Here is a 12,378-nt window from a genome sequence, read left to right on the forward strand (position 1 = left end):
ATCAGCGTCTAAAGAGATGGAGAATGAGGTTGATGAGGATGGTCAAAACCAGGCTGACCACTATAGAGGTAACCCAGGGAAAGTGGAGGCTAAAGCCATCCCGCTTGATGAAGATGTCGCCGGGCAAGCCTTTGAAACCAAGGTGGCCAAGGGCAAAAAATAGGGCGCCGACTATCAAGATGACAAGGCCAAACGTTATCAGCATCCGGCCAAGCGATTCGAAGTTCATTTCTTGCTCCTTCTTATGCGACTCTCCTCTTTGCTATAGGCGCAGCCGCAGTAATTTTGGATGTAGAGACCGAGCTCCCTGGCTTCATTCTGAGCGCTCCTAAAGCCCTGCCTAAAATCTATGAAGATGAATTCGACATTCGATTCAAATGCCGTCCGCCAGCCGGCCTCCCCTATCTCATCCTGATCTTGATGGAGACTGACCAGAAGCGTCGTGCTAAACGCATCGAAGCGCCCTGCTTTGGCAAACTGGGCCACCCCACTTAAACGGATATCATAACAGAGGCGGCAGCGTTCCTTCAAACCCGCCCTGACCTTATCCTCAAAGATGGTGGGATCAAAGGAGACGACCTCGAGCGAAAGGCCTTCTTTAAGTGCGTAATCTCTAACCTGATCGCACCTTCTATCAAACTCCCCCCTAGAATCGATATTTGAATTGAAGAAGAAGAGGGTCACCTCAAAGCCCTTATCCTTTAGAACCTTAAGCGGATATATCAGACAAGGCGCACAGCAGACGTGAAGCAAAAGTCTCATTCAAATCACTCTCAAGAAATTAGGCAAATCTATTCGGACGCCCCAATCGAGCAGTAATACATCTTGTTAAGCATATATTCACCAGAGAGAGGACACTCCCCACAGATGCAGCCGAGCTTTTTAAAGCCGCAGCCGCTTTTGCCCCACGCGCAGAAGAAGCCTTCGCTTTTTCCCTTCATACATTCGTCGTAAGTTGGGCAGCTCATGCAAATGCACCTCTCCATGTTCTCCTTTGTGTCGTCAACTTTCATCTTGATCGCTCCTTTCCTTCTTTAAAATCTGGGTTTTACCCTATATACGCTGCCGCTTCCCTTGCCGGATCCGTTTGGATCGTCACCGTGAAGGTCGGTGAAATATAGCCCGCCCGGCCCGAAGGCGAGTCCACAGATGCTGGCCGGTCCCTCTCCAACATACTCCACAAAAGTATCGTAAGTCAAAATGGAGCGACCATCATCGCCCTGGCGAATCTTGACAACCTTCTTCCCTTTGACCGCTCTCCCCTTTGCATGGGCGGCGCCAAAAAGGGCCACGAAGAGTTCGTCGTCGTATCCGGCCGGAAACTCACCATATTGGGAAAAATCGAGGGCGGTCGGAGCTTGGCAGAACTCCCAAACAAAGAGGGAGTTTTTGCGCATATCGTAGGGCCAACCGTAGTCGCCTTTCGCTTTCACTTTTGCCAGCCGGTCATCATTATGGGGACCATTATCGGAGATGTAGAGGTGGCCGTCACTCTTTCGGAAAACCGCCCCAAAGGGGGTTGCGGAAGCCCTTGGCAAAGACATAGCTCCCCTTAATCGGATTGTCGGGCGGAACGGAGCCGTCAAGCTCCATGCGCAGAATCTTACCGCGAAGATCGCTCTCATCCTGTGCAACTTCAGGATCTATCATGCCGTCGCCCACATTTACATAGAGTTTTTTGTCGGGTCCGACCGTAACGGCCTGGATCTGGTGAGCCGCCTTAACCGATGGGGTGGAATCGATTATGGCGACATGCGAGTCCATTTTTAAACCATCCGAAGAGGAGGCCCCGATGACCATGTTGAGCTTGTCGAGCCGGGCCACCTTTTCGCGGTGGCTAAGGAGCTCGTTAACAACCAAGGTGACGAGGAGAACTTCCAGGGGAATGAAGGCGATGTCGCCCAAAAGATAGATGGCGATATGGTAAGAGTCCTGAAATATCGAGAAATAGAGTAGATACAAAAGCAGAGAGGCTATTACCAGGGGTCAGTCCAAGTATTATCTGCCAACGAAATCGTTTCACGACTTCACCTCAAGTTTGGAATGATAATAACTTTCTTAACCCCAACATTAAACTACATTTGCCATATCTAATCCACCTCATCGGATTTGACGTAGATGCGGGCGTCCACGACCGCGCAGCCTCTCCCCTTATCGAAGACCATGACCGGATTCATCTCGGCCTGATCTATCTCGGGAAAATCTGAGATCATGACCGAAAAACGAAGAATGATGTCGCAAAAGGAAATGATATCCCTCTCCTTCGAGCCGCGCCAGCCGGTAAGGAGCCGGCTCCCTTTAAGCTGAGCGAGCATCTTCTTCGGATCTATATCGGTCAAGGGATGGATGGCAAAGGCCACATCCTTTATGAGTTCGACGTAGGTTCCGCCAAGACCCAGCATTATGAGAGGCCCAAAGGTTGGATCAAGCGACATCCCAACTATCACCTCTTGACCATCGGCCAGCATGGGCTGGATTATCACTCCCATCATCTCATCCAGTTGACCCAGAGACTTCATCTTTTCTCTTATCTTCTTGAAGGCCTCTTTGACCTCCTTTTCGTTCTTCAGGTTCAAGACTATCCCGCCGACATCGGTCTTATGGGTTATGGTATCGGAACGGATCTTCATGACGACCGGAAAACCGATCTCTTTGGCTAAGGTGGCGGCCTCCTCCTCGGAGGCCGCCACACCAGTTTTGGCTATAGGTATGCCATAGGCCTCAAGTAACTCTGCGGCGACTTCTGGCATGAGCCAATTGCCTTCCTTGGAGGAGACAGCCATCTTCTCCAAAAAGCGGGCTCTTATCCCTTCCGCGTTGATATCATCGAATTTGACGACCTTGCCCTCTTCGGCCTCCTTATACTTGGCATATTGATATGCTCTGGCCAGGGCCCCGACCGCATTTTCCGGAAAGATGAAGGAGGGTACGTAGCGCGCTTCATCGATCTTGAGATCGACTGAAGGGGAACGGGACATCATGAAGCAGGCGATGACAGGTTTTTCCCCTTTATACCCCTCCATAGCCGCCTTTACTTCGGCCGCCACCTCTTCGGGGTGGGTCACAAGCGGGGGTATATAGATCATGATGACGGAATCTATCCCCTTGTCTTCAAGGATGACCTTTAAGGCCTTCCTGTATGAAGCGGGCTCGGCCGAGGCGATCATGTCGACCGGATTGGTTACGGCCGCCTCCTTGGGCAAGAACTCCCTGAGTTTCTTTTGTGTCTCTTGGCTCAAGGGCGGGGCCACCAGACCCCAGCCCTCACAGGCGTCGGCGGCCAAAACCCCCGGCCCGCCCGCGTTGGTCAAGACGGCCACCCGCGGCCCCTTGGGAAGCGGTTGATTTACCAGAACTTCGGCCACGTTAAACATGTTTTCGATGGTGCTCACCCTGATGACGCCCGACTTTTTGAACATGGCCTCGACAGCTACTTCAGAGGCGGCCAGCGCCCCGGTATGTGAGGAGGCGGCCCTAGCCCCCACGGCCGAGCGGCCAGATTTAACCGCGATGATCGGTTTTTTGCGCGAGACGCGCCTTGCGATCTGGCTAAACCTTCTGGAATTACCGAATGACTCCAGATAGAGCAGGATGACATCGGTCTCCTCGTCATCCTCGAAGAACTCGATCAGATCATTGCTGGATATGTCGAGGCGGTTTCCGATGCTGACAAACTTTGAGATGCCAAGGTTCATGTCCTTGGAATAATCGAGAAGAGCAAGGCCGAGCGCCCCACTCTGAGAGCCGATACTAAGACGTCCTTTGGGCGGTCTTATCGGTGAAAAGGTGGCGTTTATCTGGACATCGGCATCACCGTTAAAGATGCCCAAACAGTTCGGCCCAATGACCCGCATGCCGTAGGAGAGGACCTTCTCTTTGAGGAGGCGCTCCCTCTCTTTGCCCTCACCATCCGACTCGCCGAAGCCGGCCGAGATTATGACCAGTCCCGCCACGCCCTTTTTGCCGCATTCATCTACCACATCGATGACGCGTTTGGCCGGAACGACTATCACAGCAAGATCGATGTTGCTGGGGATCTCGGTGACAGAGGGATATGATAAGACGCCGGCAACTGATGAGGCGTTGGGGTTGACCGGAAAGACCGGGCCGTTAAAAGGATACTCCAAGAGGTTGCGAAAGACGGCTCCCCCGACGCTTTCCGGATCGCGCGAAGCTCCGATGACGGCCACGCTCCTTGGATAGAGGAGCCTTTTAACCCCGGCCGACCTTGCCATGTGCTCCCTAATTAGCTGTCTCTTTTCGAACTCCTCCTGCTCTTCTAAGTCTATCTCTATTACGTAGACGCCTTCATGGAAGTTCTTGTCAAGCTTAAACCCGCTCTCGTCGAATATCTTGAGCATCCTGGTATTTTCGGGCAGAACATTTGCGACGAACTTCTTGATTTTGAATTTATTTGCGGCCCCTGCCAACTGCTCGATGAGGGCGGTTCCGACCCCGCGGACCTGGAGCCTATCTTCGACCACGAAGGAAATCTCGGCCGTTTTGCCATCGCCTATTATGTCCCACCTGCCGACTCCAACTATCCGTTCGGCCTCACCTTCGCCGATGGTGGCCACGAAAGCCACCCTCTTTGGGGGATTGACCTCGGTAAAATAGGCGAGCTCCTCGGCGGTTATCTTTTCTTTGGCGTAATGAAAGCGGAAATATCTGGTCTGAGGACTCAAACGATAGAAGAATTCTTCCAGCTTTCTTTTGTCTTCCGGTGCAATTGCTCTGATGCGGAGGCTCTTGCCGTCCTGAAGTATGACCTCAAAGCCCATGTTCTCTTTGGGGGTTGCATAGACCGCCATATCGTCTCCCTCTCCCTTTGTCTGCCTATCGCCTCGATAATTAATGGCCCAAACGGGCATCTATCTTTATATCGGCAAATATGAAAGAAATGTGACTTACAAAAAGATTTGGGCTCTTTTTAAGGATTCTTGGAAGCCTGCTTCTGATATTCGAAAAAGGAGTAGGGGATTGAGTAGATGGAGACAAGGGTGACCGGGATGATGACTATGAAGAAGGCAAAATCTTTGAAGAGAACGCCAAAAGCCGAGATCAGGCCGGCCACCTTGGATAGCCTTCCTCCAAGCTTATGCGTCTTTTCCCAGACCTCGTCGCTACTCAGAGTCCAAGGGGTTCTTATGCCGATAAACCAATTCGGTTTGGCGTGCTCGATCAGAACGCTTGAGTAAAATATCAGAAGACCGATGGCGACGGGCATCAAGATATTTATGTCAATTTCGATCCCGATGTTCCAGAGGAGCGAGTAGGCATAGACCAAGAAGAGGAAGGCAAAGATCAGGGTGATGAACCAATCCGTCAAACGGGATTGACCTTGAAGTCGAACTTCTTTTTAATGGTCTATATGTATCTGATGGTCTGCCCGACCCACTTGGAATCGAAGACGATAACTGGATCCCTTTACGGCGGGAGCTCAAGGTCGAGCTTTATGATCTCAGGCTTTGGTATGGTCGAAAGCGCAATCTCTTTGACAAGAAGGCTCGAAACCGACAATTTCGATGGTGTCATCCTCTTTGGCACTGCCGGAGCCTACCAGGGTGGTGGAGCAAATCTTTTGGACATCTGCCTTGCGATCAGGGAATCATTCGGGGATTTAGGGCTGGCCAAGGGCAATGAGATACTCCCTTTTGACCTGGCAGAATTGAACAAAAAGATCACTTTTAGCCTGCAAAATGATCTCTTGCACAAGGTTGAGAGGAGCATGAAAAGACTTGATATCCCCTATGAGAGAGGAAATTTCGTCACCGTAAATTCGTCTAGCGGCTCCAAAGAGAGAGGGGCGAGCCTTGCTAAAAGATTTGACGCCATCTGTGAAAACATGGAAGGTGCGGCCCTGGCCAGGGTCTGTCAGATTTATCACACCCCCTTAGTCGAGATCAGGTGCGTAAGCAACATGGTCGGGGTGAGAGATAGAGCGGCCTGGAAGCTCGAAGAGGCGGCGGCCAAGATCTCATCCATCGTGGATAACCTAGCCCTGGAGGCCCTCCTTGAAACGGATTAGCCTGGGCTTCTCCCCCTGTCCCAACGATACCTTCATCTTCTACGCCTTGGTAAACGGCCTTCTTAAGCAAAATGGTCCCTCCTTCGACCCACATATCGAAGATGTTCAGAAGCTGAACGAGATGGCCTTTGAGGGGGAGCTTGATGTCAGTAAGCTCTCGTTTGCCGCCTTCGGCCATCTGCTCGATGATTATGTCCTCTTAAACAGCGGGGCGGCCATCGGTCGAGACTCCGGCCCCCTGATTATCGCCAAAAAGCCCCTGAAAAAGAGAGATCTCCCAAGCAAGAGGATGGCCGCCCCGGGAGAATTTACGACTGCAAGTCTCCTCCTAAAGCTCTATTGCCCGACTTTGGGTAGGCCGATTCAGATGCGTTTTGATGAGATAATTCCATCCATCCTGAGTGGACGGGTCGATGCGGGGGTAATAATCCATGAGAGCAGGTTCATCTTTGCCGAAAAGGGCCTCTTCCAAGTGGCCGATTTGGGTGAGTGGTGGCAGGATGAGACCGGCCTACCCCTGCCCTTGGGCGCAATCTTTGCCAAAAAGAGCCTTGGGCGGGAGATGATTAAGACGATCGAACGCCTAATCAAAATGAGTTTGGAGTTTGCCCTAGCCGATCCGGATGGACCGATGGATTACGTTCGGAGGTATGCCAGCGAATTGAATGATGACGTCATAAAGAGCCACATCACTCTCTACGTGAACGATTTTTCTCTAAGCCTCAAAGGCGAAGGCGTAAGGGCCGTGAGCCGTCTGCTCGAAATGGGGTCGAAAGCTGGCCTCTTCCCTCGTTGCAGTGGCGACTTTATGTTGGACTGAATCGTTTTACTATCCTAGCCGAAATAGGCCGAGTATAGCCAGTATTTCCTGTCGCTGCTGACATAATCTAGATAATTCCGGCTATACTCCTTGCCATCCCAGGGATCATGGTAGATGACCGCCCCTTTTGCCCTATCGTAGCCGACAATGAGTTCGGCGTGAGAGAAATTGAGACCCTTGTGGCAGGCGACAACGATTATGGGAAACCCCGAATCTATCTGGTATTCTACCGCCTTGAAGCTCAAGGGTTCCCGCTTGATCTTGGCCCGATGGGCGGCCAATCGGTCGATCCCCTCGACGATATCCTCAATGAAGAGGGGCCGGTCGAAATCATCCTTTCCAAAGAGCCCTTTAGCTATCTCGGTATCCCTATCGATCTCGTCGCCCAAAAGATAGGCCGATGTCATCGAGGCGACGGTCGCACCGCAAAGATGACTGTAGGGAGCTTGGCAGAATTTGGGGACGCTCAAAACCTTTCTTCTTCCCGCTGTGGGCTGGTTAAAAAAGAGCGGGATCATGAAGGGGAGGATCAGGGCCAGCGCGATCACGGCAAGGAGAACGCCTCTCTCTTTGCGTCCGGAGCCCAAGTTGAGTGAATCAAAGGCCCTTTTTAAACTTTTTAACATACTCTTCAACCTCGATCATCGGAGGCCTCATTATGTCTGCTATCTCTTTGACCTCGAGAAAGAAATTCTTGGGATCTTGATGTATCAACTTCATCGACTTATTGGTCTCTTGAAGGAGATGGACCCTCTTCTCCCGTTCAAGATGATCGATAACCACCCCGATTATGCCAAAGGACATCTTGCTCAAAGCGGCAAGGTTTTGGTTGCGGTGGATCCTTTTTATCAGGTCGACTTGACCGAAAGCCTGCAAGCCGAACTTCTCTAAGATGTTTATCAGAAGACCTATCTCGACCCCGTAGCCGGAGTAGAAGCCGACCTGCTCCAAGACCCCCCGGCGGCCAGCGTATTCGCCGGACAGGGGCTGAACCATCCCGGAGAGCTCGGGAAAGAATAGATTGATTATGGGCCGGGCGACGAGCTCGGTCACCCGGCCGCCGCCGGCTTCCTTATATTTACCCCCCTCTTTGATGGGACGGTGATAAAATCCTTTGACGTACTTGATTTTGTTATATTTTAGAAGCGGGCCGACCAGACCGTAGACGAAACCGGGATTCATGTTCTTTATGTCGCTATCGACCCAGACGATTATGTCGCCATTTAGAGCATAGAGGCTCTTCCAGAGCGACTCACCCTTGCCGGGAAAGCTTCCGTGAGAGGCAAGGACCTCATCATCGGTGATTATCTTCACCCCAAGCTCTTTGGCGATCTCTCTGGTCCCGTCGATAGATTTGCTGTCCAAGATGGCTATCTCGTCGAGAAGAGGATACTTCTCGACGAGCTCACCCTTTAGAATTGAGAGAATATTTCCGATCGTCTCGGCCTCGTTCAAAGTGGGAAGACCGAGGCTGATGGTCAACTTCTGCTTGACTTTAAGCTCGAGAAGTTCATCTATGTCGTCGAATTCACTCACATGAAAGGTGTTTTCAGCAAACCATCTATCCACGATGGTGGAGATGTCCGGCTTGACCTTAGCCCCCTCTTTTGACTCCTTTTCCGATTCGAAGATTTTGGTTCTAGAGGAAGAGGAGGATCTGGCAATTATCAGGGTATTCTCCAGCTTTCTTGCGATATTTTCCGAAATGGGACCGATTAGGGCTCCCTTTTCGGCCTCGGCAGTGGCCCCCATGATCACCACATCATACCCGGAAGCAAACTCAAGGGTTGTTTTAGTCACGTCTTCGGAGGCAATTGATATGATCTCCACATCCCTGGCTAGGGCCGAATCCTTCTTAAGATAGGTCTCTAGATCTCTTTTGTCCTTTTCGGCCTGGCCAAAGGCCAGGCTTGCCACGTGAAGCAGAGAAATCTTTGACCCATGCTCTTTGGCGATAGAGTTAGCTATGTTCAGCACAAGTTTGGCGTGAATCCCGCCCCTGATGAGGAGAAGTATGCTATCCATCCGGTCGGTCTTGCCCGGCTTGACGAGAAGAATGTCACCCAAGTAGCCATCGGCAACCTCATCGATCAAGGAGAGGTTCCTGTCTTGCGCTTTCGGCCTTCTCCCGTTCCACTCCAGAAATATTAAGTTGCAATCCTCTCTTCTGGCCGTCTCGATTATCTCCGGACCGGCCACGCGAGCCACTCCGACCAGGGTCTTCATTTCAACCGTCTCGCTTCTGCCCATTTCGAAAAAGTTCTTTATCGCAAACCGGAATCTGCGAGCGGGGATGGCTCCATAACTTAGGGAGAGGTCTTCGGGCACTTCCACAAGACCTAAGGCTATCAATTTGCTGGACGGACCCCCTATCATCTGGGAGGCTATCTTTATCAAGATCCCGCTCGGACTAGATTTGGTGAAGGGAAGAAGGATCCTATTTGCTTTTCTAGTCAAATGACTACCTCCTTGGGCGAAGAGTACGCTCCGGGCAGAATGGGTTAGAATAGGGACTCGTTGCTGGCTGAATATCCGATTCCCAGGTGGTCATAGGCTTTCTCGGTGGCTACCCGGCCACGCGGCGTACGCATCAAAAAACCCAGTTGCAGAAGATAGGGCTCGTAGACATCCTCGATCGTACCAGGCTCTTCGCCCAGAGCGGTTGCCAGAGTCGTCAGACCGACGGGCCTTCCCTTGAACTTCTCGATCAGAACCAGAAGCAGCTTCTGGTCCAGCTTGTCCAGCCCCTCCTTGTCCACCTCGAAGAAGGAGAGAGCTTCGGTGGCGACCACCTGGTCTATGGTGCCGTCGCATTTGACTTGAGCGTAATCACGAACCCTCTTTAGGAGCCTATTTGCTATCCTGGGCGTTCCGCGCGAACGTTTGGCGATCTCTTCGGCCCCACCGTCATCTATCCCTATGCAGAGTATGGAAGCGGAGCGGATGATTATCTCCTTCAGTTCGGAGGCCGCATAGTGATCAAGCCTGGCTTGGACGCCGAAGCGGTCGCGTAGTGGTGAGGTTATAAGGCCGGTTCTTGTCGTCGCTCCGACCAGAGTGAAATGTGGGATATCGAGGCGCAGTGATCTTGCGCTCGGCCCCTTTCCGATGATTATATCGAGCTCGAAGTCCTCCATGGCTGGGTAGAGAATCTCCTCGACCGACCTGTTTAAGCGATGTATCTCATCGATGAAGAGGGCGTCGAAGGGCTCAAGATTGGTCAAAATGGCCGCCAGATCTCCCGCCCGCTCCAAGGCCGGGCCCGAGGTTATCTTGATGTTTGTGCCCATCTCATTTGCGATAATGGTGGCCAGGGTCGTCTTGCCGAGTCCCGGCGGGCCCGATAGAAGGACGTGATCTAGAGCCTCTTTTCTATTTCTGGCAGCCTCAATATAGATGCTAAGCTGTTTTTTTGCGCTCTCCTGGCCGATGAATTCGCTAAGAAGCTTAGGGCGCAGGCTTCTGTCATACTCTATCTCTTCTTCGGTCAGGTGACCGCCCAGCATCCTATCTTCCAAACCGTTCTCCAATCCGGCTCAATGGATCTTTTAAGCCTCGGCGGCTAGCTCTTGGCAAGCCTCTTTAGCGCCGCCTTTATCATATCCTCGACCGAAGCATCCTTGCGCACTTCGTTCTTGAGCGCAATGGATGCTTCGGTCTGAGAGTAGCCCAGATTAACCAATGCCTCTTTTGCCTTCAGGTAATCGGAGTCTTCGTAAATCCCGCTCTCTCCAATGAAAGATGCGGGCACCTCTACCCTCTCCTTCATCTCCAAAATCAGCCGCTCGGCCACCTTCTTGCCGATGCCTGGAATGCTGACGATGAGGTCAATATCGCCTAAAATTATGGCCCCTGTAAGATCAGCCAGAGAGAGGCTGCTCAATATGGATAGGGCAAGTTTTGGCCCAACCTTTGACACCGAGATGAGTTTCATAAACATCTCTTTTTCAACCCGGCTCGAAAAGCCAAAGAGCTGCATGATGTCTTCTCTGATGTGAAGGTGGACAAATAGGGAGGCTTGGGCGCCGACATCTTTTAGGTCCCCATGGGTGGCCCCCGATATGAAGAGCTCATAGCCGACCCCGCCGGTCAATAAGACGACCCTGTCCAAGGACTTCTCTTTTATGATCCCTTCCAGATAGGAGATCATCTTCCTCCCGATCTTAATCTCCACCCATGTGGGGGTTTTAAGGATTACTTAAGCGATTTCATCTTCCTTGAGTGAAAATGGCATATTGCGACCGCCAGGGCATCCGAAGCGTCATCGGGCCTTGGCGTAACGCTTAAGTTTAGTATGGTCTTGACCATCTCTTGGACCTGTCTCTTCTCAGCCCGGCCATAACCGACAACCGATTGCTTGACCTCAAGCGGAGTATAGTCGGCGATGACAAGATTCGATCTTGCCATGGCCAAAAGAACAACCCCTCTCGCCTGGCCGACCGAAAAGGCGGTCTTTGCGTTGGAATTGAAGAAGAGGCGCTCGATGGCCACCTCTTCTGGAGCATACCTCTCTATCAGCTCCTCGGTCTGAAGAAAGATTTCACTTAGGCGCAGAGCCAGACTTAAGTCCGCCTCGGTCCTGATGCACCCGAAGTCTATCGGACTTATCTTGTTGCCTATGCAATCGATCACGCCATAACCGGTTGTGGCAAGACCGGGGTCTATCCCTAAGATTATCAAAAGGTTAACCTCTTAAGAGATTGTTGAACCTGTGCGAATATCAGGAGAGCTCCTCCATGATCTCGTCTAAGATATCGAAATTAGAATAGACTTCCTGAATGTCGTCGTGATCCTCCAAGGCGTCCATGAACCTTAGGACCTTCTTGGCGTCGTCCTTGGACAGCTCTACCGTCTCTTTGGCCAGCCAGCTGATGCCAGCCGAATTATTTGCGATACCGGCCGCCTCTAGCGCCTCGAGAACGCTTTTGAGATCGGCTGGATCAGAAATTATCTCAAAACGGTCGCCTTCATCGACAATATCCTCGGCCCCCGCCTCTAAAACGATGGCAAGTATGGAGTCCTCCGTCAACGAGCCGTCCTTATCGACCGAGACCACCCCTTTGCGATCAAACATCCAGGCCACGCAGCCGGTGGTGCCCAGATTGCCATTGTGCTTGGAGAATATGTTTCTAACGTCGGCGGCCGTCCGGTTACGGTTATCGGTCATGGCGTAAGCCATGACCGCGACCCCGGCCGGGCCATATCCCTCATAGACGATGGTTTCATAGGACTCGCCGCTCAGTTCGCCGGTCCCCTTCTTGATGGCCTTATCGATATTTACAGCTGGCATATTGTATTCCTTGGCCTTGGCCACGGCCAAGGCCAAGGGGGAGTTGCCCTCGACCTTGCCACCGCCCTCTTTGACAGCAACCGTTATGGCCCTTGAGAGCTTGCTGAATATCTTGCCCTTTTTTACGTCGGCCGCAGCCTTCTTATGCTTGATCGAACTCCACTTGGAATGTCCCGACATCTAACAGATTGCCCCTTTTGTTAACCTTTAGGATATCTTAACAAATCTTTAAATGTTTGG

At 51.9% G+C, this 12,378-nt stretch carries 15 protein-coding genes; 2 read left to right on the forward strand and 13 right to left on the reverse strand.

The window, feature by feature from the left end; genetic code table 11:
- Position 1: 1 nt before the first annotated feature.
- The 7 genes from QMD53_02430 to QMD53_02460 all read right to left on the reverse strand — a co-directional run bounded on the left by QMD53_02430 (position 2) and on the right by QMD53_02460 (position 5,329).
- Complete coding sequence (locus QMD53_02430; GenBank protein MDI6799521.1) at positions 2–229, reverse strand: DUF2905 domain-containing protein; 228 nt, start codon at positions 227–229, stop codon at positions 2–4.
- Complete coding sequence (locus tag QMD53_02435) at positions 226–762, reverse strand: epoxyqueuosine reductase QueH (GenBank protein ID MDI6799522.1); 537 nt, start codon at positions 760–762, stop codon at positions 226–228. Before QMD53_02435 ends, QMD53_02430 begins: the two co-directional genes overlap by 4 nt.
- Positions 763–791: 29 nt before the next feature.
- A complete protein-coding gene (locus QMD53_02440) occupies positions 792–1,013 on the reverse strand; it encodes a DUF2769 domain-containing protein (protein ID MDI6799523.1) in 222 nt (73 codons plus the stop codon).
- A 21-nt stretch (positions 1,014–1,034) separates the two neighbouring features.
- Complete coding sequence (locus QMD53_02445; protein MDI6799524.1) at positions 1,035–1,538, reverse strand: PQQ-dependent sugar dehydrogenase; 504 nt, start codon at positions 1,536–1,538, stop codon at positions 1,035–1,037.
- Complete coding sequence (locus QMD53_02450) at positions 1,489–1,962, reverse strand: PQQ-dependent sugar dehydrogenase (protein MDI6799525.1); 474 nt, start codon at positions 1,960–1,962, stop codon at positions 1,489–1,491. Before QMD53_02450 ends, QMD53_02445 begins: the two co-directional genes overlap by 50 nt.
- A gap of 128 nt (positions 1,963–2,090) precedes the next feature.
- On the reverse strand, positions 2,091–4,811 hold the full coding sequence (locus QMD53_02455; GenBank protein MDI6799526.1) for a GNAT family N-acetyltransferase: 2,721 nt from the start codon (positions 4,809–4,811) through the stop codon (positions 2,091–2,093).
- 119 nt (positions 4,812–4,930) lie between these two features.
- Complete coding sequence (locus tag QMD53_02460; protein ID MDI6799527.1) at positions 4,931–5,329, reverse strand: SdpI family protein; 399 nt, start codon at positions 5,327–5,329, stop codon at positions 4,931–4,933.
- A 33-nt stretch (positions 5,330–5,362) separates the two neighbouring features.
- Between QMD53_02460 and mqnB the strand changes: the two genes are divergently transcribed.
- Positions 5,363–6,028: a futalosine hydrolase gene (mqnB, locus tag QMD53_02465; protein MDI6799528.1), complete on the forward strand. Its 666-nt coding sequence runs from the start codon at positions 5,363–5,365 to the stop codon at positions 6,026–6,028.
- Positions 6,015–6,848 carry a 1,4-dihydroxy-6-naphthoate synthase gene (locus QMD53_02470; protein MDI6799529.1) on the forward strand — a complete coding sequence of 278 codons (834 nt, stop codon included), beginning with the start codon at positions 6,015–6,017 and terminating at the stop codon, positions 6,846–6,848. The genes mqnB and QMD53_02470 overlap by 14 nt, the downstream gene beginning before the upstream one ends.
- A 14-nt stretch (positions 6,849–6,862) precedes the next feature.
- Here the strand turns inward: QMD53_02470 and QMD53_02475 are convergent, their stop codons facing one another.
- The 6 genes from QMD53_02475 to QMD53_02500 are packed head-to-tail and all read right to left on the reverse strand — an operon-like array spanning position 6,863 to position 12,318.
- Complete coding sequence (locus tag QMD53_02475) at positions 6,863–7,474, reverse strand: papain-like cysteine protease family protein (GenBank protein ID MDI6799530.1); 612 nt, start codon at positions 7,472–7,474, stop codon at positions 6,863–6,865.
- A complete protein-coding gene (locus QMD53_02480) occupies positions 7,446–9,305 on the reverse strand; it encodes a glucosyl-3-phosphoglycerate synthase (protein MDI6799531.1) in 1,860 nt (619 codons plus the stop codon). The genes QMD53_02475 and QMD53_02480 overlap by 29 nt, the downstream gene beginning before the upstream one ends.
- A gap of 44 nt (positions 9,306–9,349) precedes the next feature.
- Entirely contained in the window at positions 9,350–10,354 is a 1,005-nt protein-coding gene (gene ruvB, locus QMD53_02485) for a Holliday junction branch migration DNA helicase RuvB (GenBank protein ID MDI6799532.1), read from the reverse strand.
- Positions 10,355–10,410: 56 nt separating this feature from the next.
- Complete coding sequence (gene ruvA, locus QMD53_02490; protein ID MDI6799533.1) at positions 10,411–11,022, reverse strand: Holliday junction branch migration protein RuvA; 612 nt, start codon at positions 11,020–11,022, stop codon at positions 10,411–10,413.
- Positions 11,023–11,042: 20 nt separating this feature from the next.
- Positions 11,043–11,528 carry a crossover junction endodeoxyribonuclease RuvC gene (gene ruvC, locus QMD53_02495; GenBank protein MDI6799534.1) on the reverse strand — a complete coding sequence of 162 codons (486 nt, stop codon included), beginning with the start codon at positions 11,526–11,528 and terminating at the stop codon, positions 11,043–11,045.
- A gap of 40 nt (positions 11,529–11,568) precedes the next feature.
- Positions 11,569–12,318 carry a YebC/PmpR family DNA-binding transcriptional regulator gene (locus tag QMD53_02500; protein ID MDI6799535.1) on the reverse strand — a complete coding sequence of 250 codons (750 nt, stop codon included), beginning with the start codon at positions 12,316–12,318 and terminating at the stop codon, positions 11,569–11,571.
- Between the last annotated feature and the right edge of the window lie 60 nt (positions 12,319–12,378).

The organism is Actinomycetota bacterium (assembly GCA_030017835.1).
In the GTDB taxonomy this organism is placed as follows: Bacteria; Actinomycetota; Aquicultoria; order UBA3085; family Oleimmundimicrobiaceae; genus Yes70-04.